An 18,963-nucleotide genomic window follows, 5' to 3' on the forward strand; every position below is an offset into this window, starting at 1 on the left:
CGGCTATTTCGTCGTACCCGAGCGCGCATGAACAGTGCGATCGAACCGTTACCCGCCCCAACCGAAACCACCGCACCGCGCGTCGGCGTCGCACTGATGGCAGCGATGGTCGTTCTCACTTGCGGGCACGTGCTTTCCAACCTGCTGCGCACCACGCCGGCGGTGGCGATCGACGTGATGGCGGTCGATCTGCATTCCACCGCACAGAAATTGGCGGCGCTGACGGCGGCCTATCATTTCTCCTTTGCCATGTGCCAGATTCCGATCGGCGTGGCGCTCGATCGCTACAGCATCCGCAACGTGTCGCTGGTGCTGTTCGCGGGAACGCTGGTCGGCGCGTGCATGGCCGCGCTGTCGCAGGGATCTGCGAGTTTCCTGCTGGCGCAGATCATCATGGGCATGGCGACTTCGGGCATGCTGCTGTGCCCGATGGCGCTGGCGGCGAAGCGGCTGACGCCGGCGCAGTTCGGGCTGTGGTCCGGGCTGATCCTGTCGCTCGGCAATGGCGGCCTGCTGCTGTCGTCGGCGCCGCTGGCCTTCGTGGTCGAGCACTGGGGCTGGCGCAGCGGCTTCTGGCTGAGCGGCGTCGCGGCCTGCGCCGTGGCGCTTCTGGTGCTGCTGATCGTGCCGAACGACAAGCCGCCGGCATCGACGCGCCGCGCGCTGCTGACGGAGATGACCACCGTGCTGCGGCTCGGTGTGTCGCCCGCGTTGCGCGGCATCGTCATCCTGGCTTTCGTCTCGCTTGCCGTGCAGATCGTGTTGCGTGGATTGTGGGCGGGGCCGTGGCTGATGAATCTCAAGGCGCTGTCGCGCATCGAGGCCGGCAATGTGCTGCTGCTGTTCACCATCGCGCTGGTGCTGGCGCCGACGCTGAGTGGCGTTGTCGATCGCAGGCTGGGTCATCGCCGCCTTCTGCTGCTGGGGTCGCAACTGCTGGCTGCTGCGCTGTTCGTCGCGATGGCATTGGGCGGGCCGGGGCAACCGCTATCCGTCCTGTTTGGCGTGGCGATCATGCCGGTGCCGTTCGACATCGGCGTGCTGGTCCTGATCGGCTTTCTGATCTGTGTGCAGCCGCTGATCTATGCGATGACGCGGCAGGTCGTGCCGGCCGAACATGTCGGCAAGGCGCTGTCGGCGGTCAATCTGTCGTTCTTCCTGGGCACTGCCGTGATGCAATCCGCGACCAGCCCGATCGCCGCGGCCTTTGGCCTGCCGGCGGTGCTGATCGCGATGGCCGCCATGCTGGCGACCGGGGCTGTCGCCTTCTACATTCTGACCAGTCCGGCGAAATCGCGCGTAAGCGCATGATAATACCCACGAAAACACTCACCTAAACACTCGGGCAAGTTACTGGAATTGCGCGCGGTCCTATGATCTGATGCAGGTCACGATGCGGCGAACACGTCGCGCGCGTTCTTGCAGGGAGGTCGTCGAATGCCTTTTCTCGTCAAGGGGACCGATACGTCGGGAATGATATCGCTCCGCCGCGACAGCGCCGAAGCGGCGCTCAAGAAAGCCCGGGAACTCACCGAAGACGGCTGCTGGGATGTTGAGATAACCGGCCCGGACGGGCAGGCGCAGAACGCCGCCGCCTTTGAAGCGCATTACGCTGTCACCGCCGAGCGCGCTGTGTGAACTTGACGCGATGCTGCACTGCGAACGCATGGGTCGCATTCGCGATTGCCGGCACAGCAGTTTGACGGCGCTGCCTTAACCCGGCTAACTCGGTTCGGGGCGTTACGTCGCACCTCGCAGATATTCACATATCTGCGTCGTCGCTGCGGTTGAACCACCAAAACAACAAACAATAAGCGATGTGTCGCCTGGCGATGCCGTCGCAACGTAGGAGTCGATATGGCCATCACCCGTCGCACATTCGGCATCGGCGCGTCAGCGCTGCTGGCCGGACCGATTGCTGCCCCCTTCATCCGCAAGGCCGGCGCGGCCGAGCCGGCGATCCGCATCGGCGTGGTGAATTCGATGAGTGGCGGCCTTGCCGCCTACGCGCAGGAAGGCCAGCCGGCGTTCGAATATATCATCAAGAAGATCAACGCCGAGGGCGGCATCAAGAGCAAGGGCGGCGCCAGGATCGAACTGGTAATGGCGGACGATACCAGCCAGCCCGCCCGCACCGCCGCCGAAGCCCGTCGTCTGATTACCGAAGAGAAGATTCATCTGCTCACCGGCACCATCCTCAGTGCGCAGATGCTGGCGCTGACGCCGGTGGTCGACGAAGCCAAGATGCCTACGCTGTCGGTCTGGGCCGGTGGCTCGCAGTCGAGCTACATGTTTACGCTGGGTTACCCCTATGATCGCGGCTATGCGCAATCGATGCACGACTTCGTTATCTCATTGCGCGACGACAGCAAGTTCGCGATCAAGACCGCGGTGATGGGCTATTCCAACTACGAAGCCGGCCAGCAGTCCAACAAGTTCCTGGTAGAGAAACTGAAGGCCAGCGGCATCCAGATCATCGGAGAGGCCGCGCTCGACATTCGCGCGCAGGACCAGACCTCGGCGATGGTCCGCATCCGCTCGCTGAAGCCCGACGTCGTGGTCGGCCTGGTGACGCCGCGCGATGGCATCCTGCTGCACCAGGCGCGCTATAATCTGAATTATCATGGCAGCATTTTCTGCGGTGGCACCGGCGGCTATTCGGATTTGTCGTTGTGGAAGGATCTCGGCCCCGAAATTGGTAAGGCAGTGTTGACGAAGAACCTGTTCGGCATGACCGGCTTCAGCGAAGGCGCAAAAATCCCGTCGATGCAGGCGATCGTCAAGGAACTGCGCGATGTCGCCAAGCTCGACAAGATCGGCCAGGGCGCCATTCAATATGCCCAGGCAGCGCGCGTGATGCAGCAGGCACTGGAAAATGCCAAGTCGCTGCGGTCCGACGATCTGCTGGAGGCCCTGAAGAACGTCAATATCCCCTATGGCGATCCCAACCTCTACGTTTCCAAGCCGAAGGGCCTGCAATTCGACGAAGACCGGTTGCTGAAAGACGGCTCGGCGATGTTCATCCAATGGACCCCGGAGATGGAGCAGCAGGTGGTGTTTCCCAGGGAATTCGCCCAGGTGCCGCCGCGGCCGAAATCCTGAGGCGACGACGTGGCATTTCTGAAGGTCGCCAACGTCACCAAGAAGTTCGGCGGGCTGGTCGCGCTCAACGCGATCAGCTTTGAAGTCCAGCAGGGCGAGATCGTCGGCATCATTGGCCCGAATGGCGCCGGCAAGACCACGTTGTTCGGCGTGATCTCCGGCTTCATTGAGCCCAGTCAGGGCGACGTGCAGTTCGATGGCGCCAGCATCATCGGTGTCTCGCCGGACCGGCTGGTGCGTCGCGGGCTGATGCGCAGCTTCCAGATCGTGCAGAGCTTCGCCGATATGACGACGCTCGACGTCGTCACCACCGCCGCGTTGACGCGCCGGCCGATGCGCGAGGCGATCGACTATGCTGCGCAAGCGTTGCTGCGCGTCGGACTCGGCGGCAAGGAAAACAAGACCCCACTGACGCTGTCGCTGCAGGACAAGAAGCTGCTGGAACTGGCAAAGTGCATCGCCACCGACCCGCGCTGCATCCTGCTCGACGAAGTGATGGCCGGCCTGACCATGGCCGAGACCGCGGCGCCGATCGCGATCATCGAGGAGTTGAACCAGCAGGGCGTCACCATCGTGATGGTCGAGCACGTGATGCCGGTGATCATGCGGCTGGCGAAGCGCATGGTGGTGATCAATTTCGGCGAGAAGATCGCGCAGGGCACGCCCGACGAAATTCTCAAGGACCAGCGCGTCATCGATGCCTATTTCGGAGACCACATCGATGCTTGAGATCGACAATCTTGTCGCCGGCTATGGCGGCGTCGCCGTGCTGCGCGACGTTAACGTCAGGATGGCCGCCGGCGAGATCGTCGGCCTGCTCGGCGCTAACAATGCCGGCAAGACCACGCTGATCAACTCGCTGTCCGGCATGGTGAAGCCGATGTCCGGCCGTATCCTGTTTCTCGGCGAGGACATTTCGAAGCTGACGCCGCAGGCACGCGTCGAACTCGGCATCGTGCAGGTGCCGGAAGGCCGGCTGGTATTCCCGGATATGAGCATCCGCGAGAATCTGCTGCTAGGCGGCATCAATGCGCATGCCCGCAAGAACCGCCCGCAGCAGATGGAGAAGGTGCTCGCATTGTTTCCGCGGCTCGGAGAACGGTTGACGCAGAGCGCCGGTTCGCTGTCCGGCGGCGAGCAGCAGATGCTGGCAATCGGCCGCGGGCTGATGGCTGAAGCCAAGCTGTTGATGCTCGACGAGCCCTCACTCGGCCTGTCGCCTCTGTTCGTGCAGTACATTTTCGAGATTATCGACAAATTGCACGCCGATGGCCTGACCATTCTCCTGGTCGAACAGAATTTGAACCTGACGCTGCGTCACGCCAAGCGTTGCTACGTGCTGGAGCGCGGACAGGTGGCGGTGGAGGGCGATGCGGAGACCGTGAAGAACGATCCGCGCACCCGCAGCGCCTACCTCGGACTGTGATCGGAGAGTGATGTGAGCGAACTTTACCAGGCTCTCGCGCAGGGTCTTCTGATCGGAAGCACCTACGGCTTGCTCGCGCTCGGCATGGGTCTCGTCTACGGCGTGTCAGGCGTCGTCAATTTCTCACACGGCGATTTCATCTCGCTCGGCATGTTCATGTGCCTGGCGCTGTTTTCCGCCTTCGCGCTCGACCCCTACGTCTCGGTGCTGATCACCGTGCCGGTGATGACCGCGATCGGCGCACTGGTCTACATTTTCCTGATCCGGCCGATGGTCGGGCACCAGTTCCTGATGGTGGTGCAGTTGACCCTGGGTCTCAGCCTGGTGCTGCAGAACGGCATCCTGATGATTTTCGGCGGCGAACCGGCGCGTACGCCTTCGATCGTGGAATCCAAACTGGTCATTCTCGGTGACGTCGTGCTGCGTGTGCCGCATATCATTGCCTTCGTGGTGTCGTTCGCGCTGGCGATAGGCCTCTACATCATGCTGCGATCGACCGACTTCGGCCGCTCGATCCGCGCCGTGCACCAGAACGCGCATGCCGCGTCGCTGATGGGTATCAATGTCGGCCGCGTCCAGGTGCTGACCTTCGCGCTCGGCATCGGCATCCTCGCGCTTGCCGCCGCTTTGCTGCTGCCGGGCACGCCGATCCAGCCGACGCAAGGTTTGCGTTACACCGTCATTACGCTGCTCGTCGTCGTACTCGGCGGCATGACCAACTTCGTCGGCATCATGCTCGGCGGGTTGATCATAGGCATCGCCGAAGCCTTCGGCACCATCTACCTCGACGGCCCGCTCGGACTGCTGATGCCCTACATCATCTTCGTCGCGATCATGCTGTTCCGGCCGCAAGGCCTGACCTGGAGCGCTTCGCGATGAGAGAGGAATTCTACAACACGCTGAAGTCGCCGATCTGGTGGGGCGCGCTGGCGCTTGTCGCGCTGCTGCCGCTCTTCGTACCGAGCTATTACCTGCACATTCTGACGCTGGCGCTGGTCTATGTCGCTCTGGCCTCGTCGTGGAACATCGTCGGCGGCATGGCCGGGCAGATATCGCTGGCGCACAGCCTGTTCATCGGCTGTGGCGCGATGCTCTCCAGTGCGCTGCTGCTCAAGCTCGGCATCAACATGTGGCTGGGATTGTTGATCTCGGCGTTCATCGCCGGCGTGCTCGGAGCCGTGATTGCCTGGATCGATTTCCGTTTCCAGCTCGGCCATCTCTCCTTCGTGCTGATCACCCTGGCCTTTGCCGAAATGGGCAGCATCATCGTCGAAGGCTGGGATTTCCTCGGCGGCGCTTCCGGGCTGTTGCTGCCCAAGGACACCGGCGATTTTCTGGCGTTCCAGTTCGGCGGCGGGCAGGGCGCGTTCTGGGTGATGCTGGCGCTGGCGGCCATCTGTGTGCTGGCGAGTGTCGCGATCCTCAATGCGCCGCTCGGCTATTACCTGCGCACCATTCGCGACAACGAGAAGGCGGCGCAGGCGATCGGCGTCAACATCCTGCGCTACAAGATCATCGCTATGGTGATTTCCGCCGTGCTGGCCTCTGTCGTTGGCACCGCCTATGTGCGCTATCTTACCTTCGCGGATCCCTATCTGCTGGTGTCGCCGGTGATTACCATCGAGATCGTGCTGTTCGCCACCGTCGGCGGCCTCGGCCGGGCCTATGGCCCGGCGCTCGGTGCGCTGCTGCTGGTGCCGCTCGGCGAAATACTGCGCGGCAAGCTGGGCACTACGCTGCCCGGCCTGCATTACTTCATCTACGGCATTGTCGTGATCGCGGTGATCCTGATCACCCCGCGCGGGTTATTGCCGCTGTTCGAACGCTGGTGGAGTCGCTTGAGAAAGACGACCTGACGGACCGGCTTCGGCGAAAATCGCGGCTCCCCGGCTTGGCGGACGCCGCGCCCGGCGCTATTTTCGTGCAGGGCGGCGCGGGGCGGTGGTGAAGGATGGCATCATGATAGAGCTTCAGGGGATCGCTGACTCTATCGAAGGCGCCGTCGGCGGGACTCTCATTGTGCTTGCGCTGAAATGACCCGCTTCGACGCCATCATCGTCGGCGCCGGACAGGCCGGCCCGCCGCTGGCGGGACGCCTGACCGCTGCCGGCATGTCCGTTGCCGTCATCGAACGAAAACTGTTCGGCGGCACCTGCGTCAACACCGGCTGCATGCCGACCAAGACGTTGGTCGCCAGCGCCTATGCCGCGCACCTCGCCCGTCGTGGCGCCGACTTCGGCATCAGGATCGGCGATATCAGCATCGACATGCCGCGCGTCGCCGCGCGCGCGCATCAGGTGACGCTGAATGCGCGCAGCGGCGTCGAGCGTTGGTTGCGCGGCATGAAGAACTGCACCGTGATCGAAGGACACGCGCGCTTCGAATCCGCCGACACGATTCGCGTCGGCAACGAACTCCTGACCGCGCCAAAGATCTTTCTCAATGTCGGCGGCCGCGCCGCGGTGCCCGAGATGCCGGGCATCCACGATATCAGCTACCTCACCAACACCACGATCCTGCAGCTCGACCGCGTGCCGAAGCACCTGGTGGTGATCGGCGGCAGCTATATCGGGCTGGAATTCGCCCAGATGTATCGCCGCTTCGGCTCCGAGGTGACCGTGGTTGAGAAGAGCGCGCATCTGGTGTCGCGCGAGGACGAGGAGATCTCCGAAGCGATCCGCGAGATTTTGCTCGCGGAGGGCATTCACATTCGCACCAGCGCGGAATGCATCAGCTTCCACCCGCATTCCGATGGCATCGGCGTCGGCGTCGATTGCAGCGAAGGCGATCCGGAGATTCTTGGCTCCGACGTGCTGCTCGCGGTCGGCCGCCGGCCCAACACCGACGACCTCGCACTCGACAGAGCCGGCGTCGCTACGGACGCCCGCGGCTATATCACCGTCGATGACGGTCTTTCGACCAACGTGCCCGGCATCTTCGCGATGGGTGACTGCAACGGCCGCGGCGCGTTCACGCACACCGCCTACAATGATTTTGAGATCATCGCCGCCAATCTGCTGGATGGCGCAAGCCGCAAGGTCAGTGACCGCGTGTCCGGCTATGCGCTGTACATCGATCCGCCGCTCGGTCGCGTCGGCATGACGCTGGCGCAGGCGCGCAACACCGGCAAGAAATTGTTGGTCGGGCGCCGTCCGATGACCCGCGTCGGCCGCGCCGTGGAGAAGGGGGAGACGCTGGGGATGATGCAGGTAGTGGTCGACGCCGACACCAGGCAGATTCTCGGCGCAGCTATCCTCGGTACATCAGGCGACGAGGCGGTCCACGGCATTCTCGACGTCATGAATGTCGGTGCGGATTACACAAAGCTGCAATGGGCGGTGCCGATTCATCCGACCGTGTCGGAGCTGATCCCGACGCTGCTCAACGAGATGCAGCCGGAATGACGTTCAGAATTTCTTTGCGATCATCAGCGCCAGCAGGATCGTTGCGCAGGTTGCCATCACCACCGCCATGTTGACGAGGTTGCGCCCCGCGACCGAGGCCGCCGACGTCGGATACACCGCTTGCGTGGCTTTGGCCTTGTTGCGTGATCCGGATCGCTTCCTGGTGGTCATGATGTCTCCAAAGAGGAGGGCCAGACCGCTGTGCGGCCCGGCCCTGACGCCTTCCCTGCCGGGGTATATCCCCGATCAATGACCACACCATCGCATGAACGGCAGCTGAATTGCTTAAGCGAAATGGTGAATCGAATCCGACCGGATTCGATAGTTTACGAAATTCTTCCGTTCAGATCGTGCGTCCGCCATCGACCGGCAAAATCACGCCGGTGAGGAACTCGGATTCCGGGCCAGCCAGGTAGACGCAGGCATTGGCGATATCCGCGGGGCGTGACATCCGCCCGAGCGGGATGGTGGCGATGAATTTCGCGCGGTTCTCCGGCGTGTCCGGCACGCCCATGAAGGATTCCAGCAGGCCGGTCTCGCCGATCACCGGCGCAATGCAGTTGACGCGGATGCCGTCCGGCGCAAGCTCCACGGCCATCGACTTCGACATCAGGTTCACCGCGCCCTTGGTGGCGTTGTACCAGGTCAGGCCCGGCCGCGGCCGCACGCCCGCGGTGGAGCCGATATTGATGATGCGGCCGCTGTTTTGTTTCTTCATCACCGGCACGCAGGCATTGGTCATCAGGAAGATCGACTTGACGTTGATCGCGAAGGCCCGGTCGAACTCTTCCTCGGTGACCTCGAGCAGCGGCTTGTTGCGAAACGTCCAGCCGGCATTGTTGACGACGACATCAAGGCTGCCGAAAGTCCCGACCGCGAGGTTCACCGCTGCGTCGACATCGGCCTTTTTCGTCACATCGCCGCCGAGCGCCACCGCGCCGTCGCCGATGTCGTCGGCCACCTGTCTGGCGCCGTCGGCGTTGAGGTCGAGGATCACAACGCGCGCGCCCTCGCGCACAAAGGCTCGCGCGATCCCCGCGCCGAATCCCGATGCGCCCCCGGTGACGATGGCGGACAATCCTTGCAATCGCATGTCGCTCTCCCTGGTCGCGCCTCTGACGGGCGCTGGACCGGGCCAGGTTAGACCGTGCCGCGGCGCCTGAGAAGCCAGCCTAAACGGTCGGGTGCTACCGCCGCCTGCGTGCAGCGCCGATGCGTTATGGCCACGTTAACTGCGCCGTCCTCTATCGCCCTGGCGGACATGCGTCTTTGTTGCCGGCCGCTTATAGTCGGCAAATGCCGATCTCGTATCCGATACAAAGTTCCATCCGTGCAACCGCGCGCACGCACGACGAATGGTCGCTGCAGCAACTGATCCGCGCCGATCAGATACTGGCCGTTCGCCGCACCGTGCTGATGTCGATCCCTGTCAACGTCCTGCTCGGCATCGCCTCCGTGCTGGTGGCGTGGAATGCCGGGGTCGTCGCCGAGGGCGCCGTCTGGTTCGCTGCGTCCAGCGCGGTGAACCTGCTGCGCTTCTTGCTGGTCCGGATGCCCCTGGCGACGGCAACCGACCCGCGCGGCTGGACGAGCGAACAGCAGTTGCAGGCGCATTGCGTGATAGCGTTGCTGTCGGGCGTGGTGTGGGCCTTCATCCCGGTGTTGTGCGACGGCTACACGTCGCCGCAAACCCTGTTCTATATCGCCATCCAGTGCGGCATCACTGCCGGCGCCGTCACCCACGGCTTTGCCTATTCGCGGATTCCGATCTGCTTCATCACGCCGCCGCTGCTGGCCGCGATCGGTTGTCTGATCTATGTCGGCGGCTTCGATCGCAACTGCCTGGCCGCCGCCATGTTGTTGTACCTGCTCGCTCTGATCCGCTCGTCGCATGGCAGTGAGGTCGCTTTTCGCGAAAACAGCCGGCTGAAGAACGAGGCCACGGCAATGTCGCACTCGCTGGAGATAGCTAACGACGATGCGAGGAAAGTTGCCGAGGAGATGCGCTACCGCGCCTCGCACGACGCTTTGACAGGATTACTCAACCGCAGCGGATTCCTCGATGAAGCGCGGCGCCGTATTCGCGGCGATGCATCGGGTTTCTGCCTGATGTTGCTCGATCTCGACGGGTTCAAGTCGATCAACGACGCCTTCGGCCACAGTGCTGGCGACAAGCTCCTGGTTGAGGTCGCAATCCGGTTGCGCGAGGAACTTCCTGAACGCTTCACGGTTGCGCGGATCGGTGGCGACGAATTCGGTGTGCTGTTCGCCGTCGTGGATCCACGCGAACCCGAGGCGCTGGCGATGCGGCTGATCGCGTCGATCGGGGCACCGTTTTCTGCGGTCGAGAGGGGCGGTGTCGGCGTCAGCATCGGCATTTGCCGGTCATCGCGTGTCGATATCGACGAACTTCTCGTTTGCGCCGACGTCGCGCTCTACGCGGCGAAGGACGGCGGGCGCAATCGCTATCATGTGTTCGATGACCGTCTCCGCGCGCGGCTGGAAATGCGTCGCGATGTCGAACGCGACCTCGGCAAGGCGCTGGCGGACGACGAGCTTGAAGTCTGGTATCAGCCGATTCTAGGCGAAGGCGGGCTCAGCCTCAACAGCCTGGAGGCGCTGCTTCGCTGGAACCACCCGAGGCTCGGCTGGATTCCGCCGCAAGAGCTGGTCGCGGTGGCTTCACTGGCCGGCCTCTCGGAGGCGTTGATGCGGTTCCTCCTCAACGATGTCTGCAGCATGATGCAGACGTTGCAGGCGATGGGGCTGCCGCAGGTCCGGGTGGCGGTGAATGTCTCGCCCCGCGAAATGACCCAACTGCCGATCGACGAACTGATTCTGGCGAAGCTGAAGAAGCATGATCTGCCGCCGGCGATGCTGGAGATCGAGATCACCGAAGAAGTCGCGATGAACTTGCAGGCCGTTCAGGGCAAGCTGATGGCTCTGTCCGGTGCCGGGGTTCAGATCGCGATCGACGATTTTGGCGTTGGCTATTCCTCGCTCGGCGTGTTGCGACAGCTGCACGTCAACCGCGTCAAGATCGATCGCGGCTTCGTCACCGGCATTGCCGGTTCGCCCGAACACCAGGCGCTGGTACTGGCGGTGCTGAATCTGGCGCAGTCGTTCAAGTTCGAGGTGGTGGCCGAGGGCGTTGAAACCGCAGCAGATCTCTACAAGTTGCTGGATTTGGGGTGCCCCGCGATGCAGGGCTATTTTCTCGGCCGTCCGAAGCCGCAGCACGCAATGATCGAATGGATCGGCCAGTTGCATCCGGCGAAAGCGATCGCCTCGCATCGGCCAAGGCTCCCCGGCCTGCCGCTGGCGCCCGATGCGATCATCCCTGCCGAGCCGACGCTGCAATAATTACGACGCCTCCATCGCGCTGCCGCGGCGCCGACGATCTGCATCCCCTTTGGTACCTCGTTGCAAAGGAAAGCCGACTTTGCCTCGGCCCAGTCCGCCTTGCCGCCGAGATGCGTGGCGATGCCGACGCTCGGCGTCCAGCCACCTGATACGCCGAGCGTATCGGCGGCGATGGCGTGCGTGCCGCCGCTACAGTCGATCACTGTCACGGACTTCAACCGGCGATACCCCGCGGCAACCGCAACACCGGCCTGGCTAAGATCGAACGCGCTGCGCCAGCCATCGTTCGAGGTCGTGAAGATCGCGACGCGCTGCCCGGCGCTGACGGCGAAACGATGCAGATAGGTGTGCAACGCCGAGGCCTGCATGGTGCCGGGTCGGTCGTTGCCGGGAAAACCAGCAGCCGTTCCTGCGCGCCGGACGGCGCTGCCAATCCCCATGCGATGCAGGCCGCGATTCGTGCGCTGGAAAAATCCGTGGTGCTGATCGAGGCGCTGGGCGCGCTGGTGCCCGCTTACATCAAGCACCAGCAACAGCAATGGGACGATCACGCCCGACATCCGTCGGAATGGGGACGCGACAACACGCTGGACTGCTGATTCGGGAGCTCGCGTTTTTTCGCGGGCGCATCTGTGGGCGGAGAGGAAATCTTAATCTCTCGGCGGTCTCAAAATACCGTCCCCTGTTCGTTCCAGGAGAACAAACGAGCACTGGGGCTCAATGCTTATGGCGGCGATTGATCCGCCGGCCTCCCCCGTCATTGCGATGAGCCAACGGGTCAGGCTTCGCCGGCCCGATGATAAACTCCGCGACGCGGCAATCCAGAAGGTCGCAAGCGAAGGACTGGATTGCTCCGTCGCAAGAACCCCTCGCAATGACGGGGGAGAGGGAAAAGTGCGCCTAGTTCAGGGTGCGTTTGTTGTCCGGGCCATCCAGCGAAAACGCGGGCACGTCGATGTCGAACGGTTCGCCGCTGTCGGTGACCATCTGGTAGCTGCCTTCCATGAAGCCGGAGGCGGTCGGCAAGGGGACACCGGAGGTATATTCAAAGCGTTCGCCCGGCGCGAGCACCGGCTGTTCGCCGACCACGCCCTCGCCGCGAAATTCCTGCAAGCGGCCGGAGGCGTCAGTGATCAGCCAGTGCCGGGTCTTGAGCTGCACGGTCTCGGCGCCGGCATTGGTGATTACCACGGTGTAGGACCAGAAAAACTGGCGCTTCTCCAGCGACGAACGTTCCGGCAGGAAGTTCGGCTCGACGGTGACTTCGATCTGGCGGGTTACGGCGCGGTACATGACCCTGTCATCGTTCAAATTGTCGCTGGATGATAGCTAAAATCACCGGCTGCGCCAAATCGATGGAAAGCGCGGCGGATCGTTGTTTCAACATAGTTCCAGCATACCGTCTCGCCGTGGTGTGACGCCGCGGCATCGGTCTGCAGGAAGCATTTGGCTTGCAACTTACGGGCCGATCATTTCTTTCATGACCAAGCATACTGCGAGTCGATCACGTTGAGCGCTGCCCGATGACCTCCGTTGCCGAACCGATTGCCGCGGAGCCGACCCCGCCTGCTGTGCCGGCGAAGCCGCGTGCCGATGCGGTGACATTGCCCGTAGTGGGCGAGCGCGAGTTGCGGCTCGACCTGTTCCGCGGGCTGGCGCTGTGGCTGATCTTCATCGACCACCTGCCGCCGAACATCCTGACCTGGTTCACGATCCGCAATTACGGCTTCAGCGACGCCACCGAAATATTCATCTTCATCTCCGGCTATACCGCCGCCTTCGTCTATGGCCGCGCGATGCTGGAGCAGGGCACGGTAGTGGCCTCGGCCCGAATCTTCAAACGGGTCTGGCAGATTTATGTCGCCCACGTCTTCCTGTTCACGATCTTTCTGGCGGAAATCTCCTATGTCGCCACCAGCTTCGAGAACCCGCTTTATTCAGAAGAAATGGGCATCCTGGATTTCCTCAAGCAGCCCGATGTGACCATCGTTCAGGCGCTGTTGCTGAAATTTCGCCCGGTGAACATGGACGTGTTGCCGCTATATATCGTGCTGATGTTGTTCCTGCCGCCCATTCTCTGGTTAATGCGGCGCCGGGCGGACCTGACGCTGGCGCTGTCGGTGGCGCTGTATGCGCTGACCTGGGAATTCGACCTGTACCTCCCGGCCTATCCTAACGGGGTCTGGGCGTTCAATCCGTTTGCCTGGCAGTTGCTGTTCGTGTTTGGCGCCTGGTGTGCGCTCGGCGGCGCCCGGCGGATGTCCAGAATTCTTTCTTCGCAGGTAACACTGTGGATCTGCGTCGCCTATTTGCTGGCGGCGTTCTGGGTGACGCTGACCTGGTACATCCCGCAGATCCACCATCTGTTGCCCCGCTTCATCGAGCAGTGGATGTATCCGATCAACAAGACCGATCTCGACGTATTGCGTTTCGCGCATTTCCTGGCGCTGGCGGCAATTACCGTCCGGTTCCTCAAGAAGGACTGGCCGGGGCTGAAATCGCCCTGGCTACGGCCGATGGTGTTATGTGGCCAGCATTCGCTCGAAATTTTCTGCATCGGCGTGTTCCTAGCTTTCGCCGGCCATTTCGTGCTGGCGGAGGTGGCCGGCGGTCCCTGGATGCACCTGATTGTCAGCATCTTCGGGATCTTCATCATGTCGGCAGCGGCTTGGGTGTTTTCGTGGTACAAGCGCGTCGCGGCCAAGGGCGGAACGCGCGCGAAAAGCGCCGACGCCAATGCCGATTTCGCGGGAGGGGGAGCATGAGGGCAATCTGGCTCACGATGCTGGCCGGGCTTTTGGTCACGACACCCGTGCGCGCTGAAGACGCCGCCGTTCCGGTCTGCGAGGTTCCGGCCTACCTTTTGACCTCCGAAAGCCGGCTTCCCAAGGTTGCCGGCGTGGTGAAGCCGGGCGGCAAGCTCAATATCCTCGTGATAGGCAGCCGTTCCTCGGTGATCGGCGCGTCCGACAGTTCCGCGGCCTATCCGGGCCGCTTGCAGGCCGTGCTGCGCGAGAAGCTTCCGGGCGTCGAGACCAATGTGACACTGGAGATGTACCCCAAGAAGACCGCCGAGGAACTGGCGCCGACGCTGGGAAAGCTCGTCGAGGAGCGCAAGCCGGATCTGGTGATCTGGCAGACCGGAACCTATGACGCGATGCGGTCCGTGGATGCCGACGATTTCCGCAATGCCCTCGATGAGGGCGTGGCAGCCATGAAATCGGCGGGAACCGACGTTGTTTTAATGAATCTTCAGTACAGTCCGCGCACTGAAACGATGATTTCCGGCTCGGCGTACCTAGATAACATGCGTGTGGTGGCGCAGCAGCACGACGCTCCGTTGTTCGATCGCTTTGCCATCATGCGGCAATGGAATGAGGCCGGTGATTTCGATCTGTTCAGCGCATCGCCCGGCCTCGAGCTTGCCAAGCGGGTTCACGATTGCCTCGCACGCGCGCTATCGACGTTTCTGATCGATGCGGCACACGTCAATCCAGCGGAGTTGAGGATTCAGCGTTAATGTTTGAGTTAAGCTTTTTGTCCCGTCGCGCGATGTTCCCTTTGGTCATATCCGCTCTGATGCTAACCACCCAGCTATCGCCCGTCCTCGCGCAGGGCGTGGTGATGACCGTGGCAACCAATGAACTGGACGTGCCGCAGAAGGGCGTGGCCGGCAAGACGATCGACAAGGTCAAGGAAGTTGCCAAGTCCGCCGCCGATATCTTCAGCCGGGTGCCGTGCCGCTCGCCGAAAGCCGGTGCGCACGCGATGGGTACGCTGTCGCGCGTGGCCGGCAAGCTCGCCGCCGGCGAGCCGGTCGTGATCATCGCCTTCGGGTCGTCCTCGACGGAGGGCTTCGGTTCGTCGGCGCCGGAGTTTACTTATCCCAACAGGCTGGCGGCGCAATTGCATCGCGCCTATCCGACCGCCAACATTACCGTGCTCAATCGTGGCAAGGGCGGTGAGGATGCGCCGGAAATGATGGCGCGGCTGCAGAACGAGGTCATCAATGCGAAGCCGGATCTGGTGATCTGGCAGGTCGGCACCAACGCCGTGCTGCGCAACCTCGATCCCGGCGATACCGCCAACATGGTCGAAGACGGCATCGGGAGAATCCAGGCGGCCGGCACCGATCTGGTGCTGGTCGATCCGCAATATTCGCCGGCGGTGAATCAGAAGCCAGAAAGCGCCAGCAAGATGATCGCGATGCTCAACAAGGTCGCGGCGCTGCGCCATGTCGGCATCTTCCCGCGCTTCGAAGTGATGCGGGAATGGCACGAGGGTCAGCAGATGGCATTCGACAGCTTTGTCATAGCCGACGGCCTGCACATGAACGACTGGGGCTACGCCTGCTTCGCGCAGTTGCTTGGCGACAACATCATCAAGTCGGTCGGCCAGATCAAGTACGGCGTCAACGTGCCGTCGAGTGTGCACGCGCAGAAGCCGATGTAGCGCCACGGGGGGCGTCCCGGACAAGTGAGCGCAAGCGAACGCTGATCCGGGACCCACAAACACCGAGCTTGTGATAACGAAGATTGTAGCCACAGCCTTAGCTTCCATCGAGGAGACGGAGGCTATGGATCCCGGCGCTGCGCTCGCTCTGCTCGCTTGGCCGGGATGACAGCGGTGTGTAGTGGCTGCCTCACGCCTTTTTCAGCGCGGCTTCCATATCCTCGAGCAGGTCGTCCTTGTGCTCGAGCCCGGCGGAGAACCGTACGAAACCTTCGCTGATGCCCAGTTCCGCGCGGACATCGATCGGCAGCCGCTGATGTGTGGTAGTGGCCGGATGCGTGATCAGGCTCTTGGAGTCGCCAAGGTTGTTGGAGATTCGCGTCAGCTTGAGTTCGTTGAGGAAGCGGAACGCCGCCGCCTTGCCGCCGTCGATCTCGAAGCCGATCAGCGTCGAGCCGGCGCGCATCTGCTTCTTCACCAGAGCCGCCTGCGGATGATCGGCGCGGCCGGGATAGATCAGCCGCGTGACCTTTGGATGCGAGGCCAGTGCATCGGCCAGCGCGCCCGCGGTCTCGGTCTGCTGCTTGACGCGGATCGCCAGCGTTTCCAGCCCCTTCACCAGCACCCAGGCGTTGAACGGCGAGATCGCCGGCCCGGTCTGGCGCAGGTAGTTGTGGATGTGCTCGGCGATGAAATCCTTCGAGCCGAGGATAATGCCGCCGAGGCATCTTCCCTGGCCGTCGATGTGCTTGGTCGCCGAATACACCACGACGTCGGCGCCGAGCGTAAGCGGGCTCTGCCAGATCGGCGTCGCAAACACGTTGTCGACAATCAGCCTGGAGCCGCCGGCATGCGCGATTGCGGCGATCGCCGGTATGTCGAGCACGTCGAGCGTGGGATTGGTCGGGCTTTCAAGGAAGCAGGTCTTGGTATTGGGGCGCATCGCCTTCTGCCACGCGTCGAGATCGAGGCCGTCGACCAGCGTGAATTCGATGCCGTAGCGCGGCAGCAGATCCTCGATGACGTAGCGGCACGAGCCGAACAACTGTTTGGACGCGACCACGTGATCGCCAATCCGCAGCGGCGCCAGGATCGCTGCGGTCACGGCCGCCATGCCGGTGGCGGTGGCGCGGCCGGCCTCGGCGCCTTCGAGGTCGATCATGCGGCTTTCAAACATCGAGGTGTTCGGATTGGAAAACCGCGAATAGATGAAGCCGGGGTCCTCGCCTTTGAAGCGCGCTTCGCACAATTCGGCGGTCTCGTAGACGAAGCCTTGGGTCAGGAACAACGCTTCGGAAGTCTCGCCGAATTGCGAGCGCAGCATGCCGGCATGGACGAGCCGGGTTTCGGGGCGGTAAGCGGCGGCGGACTTCTCAGACATGTGACCTCCATCGTGGCTGCGAAAGCCACAAAAAAACCGGCCAGGACAAACGTCCAACGGCCGGGATCACACGTGTCCCCGGCCTGTTTAGCGACTTGTTTAACGTGGCTGCAAGCCGGCCGGCTCAAATCACCACGGGATAAGTCATGTGCATATTCCCGGTCGCCCTTTCCGTCAAGCCGGGGGTGCGATAACCGATGAAATCGCGTTTGATCTGGACGCGACGAGGATCAACCTGTGCCGTTCACCCTGCCGCCCGACGCCGATGGTATTTTGCCCGACCGCATGATTGCGGCGATGGCCGATGCCGGCCTGATCCTGCCGGCCTATCCCTTTGTCGAAAGCCAGATCCAGCCGGCCAGCCTCGATCTGCGGCTCGGCGACATCGCCTACCGCGTCCGCGCCAGCTTCCTGCCGGGCCCGAACACGACGGTGGCCGAGCGCATCGACGAGCTGAAGCTGCATGAGATCGATCTGTCGGACGGTGCAGTGCTGGAAACCAACTGCGTCTATATCGTGCCGTTGATCGAGAGCCTGGCGCTGCCGCCGAATATCTTCGCCTCGGCCAATCCGAAAAGCTCCACCGGCCGCCTCGACGTCTTCACCCGGGTAATCGCCGACGGCACGCGGCGCTTCGACGTGATCGGCGCCGGCTATCACGGCCCGCTCTATGCCGAGATCAGCCCGAAGACATTTCCTGTCTTGCTGCGCGAAGGCTCGCGGCTGTCGCAGGTGCGTTTCCGCGTCGGCGACGCCATCCTCGACAACGAGGCGCTGGAAGACCTGCATGCGCTGGAGCCGCTGGTCGACAGCGACGAGGCCGATCTCAACAACGGCGTGGCGCTGTCGGTTGACCTGTCCGGCGACAACGAAACCGGCTTCGTGGGCTACCGCGCCAAGCGCCATACCGGTGTCGTCGATATCGACCGCCGCTCGGGCTACGCGGTCAATGAGTTCTGGGAGCCGATCGTGGCGCGCCGGGACGGCACGCTGATCCTCGATCCCGGCGAGTTCTATATTCTGGCGTCCAAGGAAGCCGTTCAGGTGCCGCCGGACTATGCCGCCGAAATGGTGCCGTTTGATCCCCTCGTCGGCGAATTCCGGGTGCACTACGCCGGCTTCTTCGACCCCGGCTTCGGCCATGACGGCGCCGGCGGCCGCGGTTCGCGCGCCGTGCTCGAAGTCCGCTCCCGCGAGGTGCCGTTCATTCTCGAGCACGGCCAGATCGTCGGCCGCCTCGTCTACGAGAGAATGCTGTCCCGCCCCGACGCGCTCTACGGCCAGCGCATCGGCTCGAACTATCAGGGCCAGAGCCTGAAACTGTCGAAGCATTTCAAGGTTTAGGGACCGGGGGTCCCTAATTCGGGTCTTGGCCCACTTGAAGGGCGCAATGTTCCCTGCCAATCGAACCGGAACGGGCCTCGCGCGTTATATGCGCCCGTCCCGAGCAAGGAATTCGACATGACCGGCATCGCAGGCATCAAAGAACATATGGAAGTTATCGGCGCCGACGGCGTTCACGTTGGCACCGTCGATCACTTCGAGGGCGGCCGCATCAAGCTGACCAAGAAGGACAGCGGCGAAGGCCACCACAAGGGCCATCACCACTTCATCGACGGCAGCCTCGTCGCGGAAGTCGAAGGCAACAAGGTCCGGCTGTCCGCCAATGCGGATGTCGCCGTGACCATGGAAGAGGAAAAGTAGCTTTTAGCGATTTAGTGAGACCCGAGCGGCGGACCGAGAAGGTCCGCCGCGTTTTGCGTGGATGGGCTTGCCCATTTCACCGGTCATTTCGGGTCTGCCCTCCGGCCGGCTGCGCCGACCGCAGTACATCC

18 protein-coding genes and 1 riboswitch are annotated in these 18,963 nt (G+C 62.8%); of the genes, 14 read left to right on the top strand and 4 right to left on the bottom strand.

The annotated features are described in order from the left end of the window. Positions 1–27: 27 nt before the first annotated feature. From JWQ24_RS08915 to JWQ24_RS08950, 8 genes are all read left to right on the top strand, one after another. Entirely contained in the window at positions 28–1,311 is a 1,284-nt protein-coding gene (locus JWQ24_RS08915; protein ID WP_299806769.1) for an MFS transporter, read from the top strand. A gap of 126 nt (positions 1,312–1,437) precedes the next feature. Further along, positions 1,438–1,638 carry a hypothetical protein gene (locus JWQ24_RS08920; RefSeq protein ID WP_299806771.1) on the top strand — a complete coding sequence of 67 codons (201 nt, stop codon included), beginning with the start codon at positions 1,438–1,440 and terminating at the stop codon, positions 1,636–1,638. Between the two features lie 219 nt (positions 1,639–1,857). Next, positions 1,858–3,102, top strand: coding sequence for an ABC transporter substrate-binding protein (locus JWQ24_RS08925; RefSeq protein ID WP_299806773.1), 1,245 nt, complete (start codon positions 1,858–1,860; stop codon positions 3,100–3,102). A gap of 9 nt (positions 3,103–3,111) precedes the next feature. Further along, a complete protein-coding gene (locus JWQ24_RS08930; protein WP_299806775.1) occupies positions 3,112–3,831 on the top strand; it encodes an ABC transporter ATP-binding protein in 720 nt (239 codons plus the stop codon). Then, on the top strand, positions 3,824–4,528 hold the full coding sequence (locus tag JWQ24_RS08935) for an ABC transporter ATP-binding protein (protein WP_299806777.1): 705 nt from the start codon (positions 3,824–3,826) through the stop codon (positions 4,526–4,528). Before JWQ24_RS08930 ends, JWQ24_RS08935 begins: the two co-directional genes overlap by 8 nt. Positions 4,529–4,540: 12 nt before the next feature. Further along, complete coding sequence (locus JWQ24_RS08940; RefSeq protein ID WP_299806779.1) at positions 4,541–5,407, top strand: branched-chain amino acid ABC transporter permease; 867 nt, start codon at positions 4,541–4,543, stop codon at positions 5,405–5,407. Beyond that, entirely contained in the window at positions 5,404–6,384 is a 981-nt protein-coding gene (locus tag JWQ24_RS08945; RefSeq protein ID WP_299806781.1) for a branched-chain amino acid ABC transporter permease, read from the top strand. The genes JWQ24_RS08940 and JWQ24_RS08945 overlap by 4 nt, the downstream gene beginning before the upstream one ends. Positions 6,385–6,561: 177 nt before the next feature. Then, positions 6,562–7,932 carry an FAD-containing oxidoreductase gene (locus tag JWQ24_RS08950; protein WP_299806783.1) on the top strand — a complete coding sequence of 457 codons (1,371 nt, stop codon included), beginning with the start codon at positions 6,562–6,564 and terminating at the stop codon, positions 7,930–7,932. 3 nt (positions 7,933–7,935) lie between these two features. Here the strand turns inward: JWQ24_RS08950 and JWQ24_RS08955 are convergent, their stop codons facing one another. Next, the gene (locus tag JWQ24_RS08955; protein ID WP_299806785.1) at positions 7,936–8,103 is read right to left on the bottom strand and encodes a hypothetical protein; all 168 of its coding nucleotides are present in this window, start codon (positions 8,101–8,103) and stop codon (positions 7,936–7,938) included. A 172-nt stretch (positions 8,104–8,275) separates the two neighbouring features. Further along, positions 8,276–9,025 (bottom strand): SDR family oxidoreductase, encoded by a 750-nt coding sequence (locus JWQ24_RS08960; RefSeq protein ID WP_299806787.1) that lies wholly within the window; start codon positions 9,023–9,025, stop codon positions 8,276–8,278. Positions 9,026–9,228: 203 nt separating this feature from the next. Between JWQ24_RS08960 and JWQ24_RS08965 the strand changes: the two genes are divergently transcribed. Next, complete coding sequence (locus JWQ24_RS08965; protein ID WP_299806789.1) at positions 9,229–11,295, top strand: EAL domain-containing protein; 2,067 nt, start codon at positions 9,229–9,231, stop codon at positions 11,293–11,295. Positions 11,296–12,195: 900 nt separating this feature from the next. Here the strand turns inward: JWQ24_RS08965 and apaG are convergent. Then, entirely contained in the window at positions 12,196–12,588 is a 393-nt protein-coding gene (gene apaG / locus JWQ24_RS08970; protein ID WP_299806791.1) for a Co2+/Mg2+ efflux protein ApaG, read from the bottom strand. A gap of 230 nt (positions 12,589–12,818) precedes the next feature. Here apaG and JWQ24_RS08975 point away from each other — a divergent pair, with 230 nt between their 5' ends. The 3 genes from JWQ24_RS08975 (at position 12,819) to JWQ24_RS08985 (ending at position 15,747) form a co-directional block, all read left to right on the top strand. Continuing rightward, on the top strand, positions 12,819–14,060 hold the full coding sequence (locus JWQ24_RS08975; RefSeq protein ID WP_299806793.1) for an OpgC domain-containing protein: 1,242 nt from the start codon (positions 12,819–12,821) through the stop codon (positions 14,058–14,060). Then, positions 14,057–14,815 (top strand): SGNH/GDSL hydrolase family protein, encoded by a 759-nt coding sequence (locus tag JWQ24_RS08980; RefSeq protein WP_299806795.1) that lies wholly within the window; start codon positions 14,057–14,059, stop codon positions 14,813–14,815. Before JWQ24_RS08975 ends, JWQ24_RS08980 begins: the two co-directional genes overlap by 4 nt. A 104-nt stretch (positions 14,816–14,919) precedes the next feature. Then, positions 14,920–15,747, top strand: coding sequence for an SGNH/GDSL hydrolase family protein (locus JWQ24_RS08985; RefSeq protein WP_299806797.1), 828 nt, complete (start codon positions 14,920–14,922; stop codon positions 15,745–15,747). Between the two features lie 190 nt (positions 15,748–15,937). Here JWQ24_RS08985 and JWQ24_RS08990 read toward each other — a convergent pair whose 3' ends face one another. Then, positions 15,938–17,128, bottom strand: coding sequence for an O-succinylhomoserine sulfhydrylase (locus tag JWQ24_RS08990; protein WP_299806799.1), 1,191 nt, complete (start codon positions 17,126–17,128; stop codon positions 15,938–15,940). A gap of 66 nt (positions 17,129–17,194) precedes the next feature. Continuing rightward, positions 17,195–17,274: riboswitch (SAM riboswitch) on the bottom strand. A gap of 91 nt (positions 17,275–17,365) precedes the next feature. Here JWQ24_RS08990 and JWQ24_RS08995 point away from each other — a divergent pair. After that, on the top strand, positions 17,366–18,472 hold the full coding sequence (locus tag JWQ24_RS08995) for a 2'-deoxycytidine 5'-triphosphate deaminase (protein ID WP_299806801.1): 1,107 nt from the start codon (positions 17,366–17,368) through the stop codon (positions 18,470–18,472). Between the two features lie 117 nt (positions 18,473–18,589). After that, positions 18,590–18,832, top strand: coding sequence for a DUF2171 domain-containing protein (locus JWQ24_RS09000; protein ID WP_299806803.1), 243 nt, complete (start codon positions 18,590–18,592; stop codon positions 18,830–18,832). Positions 18,833–18,963 lie beyond the last annotated feature (131 nt).

This window comes from Tardiphaga sp., from assembly GCF_028290495.1.
GTDB lineage: Bacteria > Pseudomonadota > Alphaproteobacteria > Rhizobiales > Xanthobacteraceae > Tardiphaga.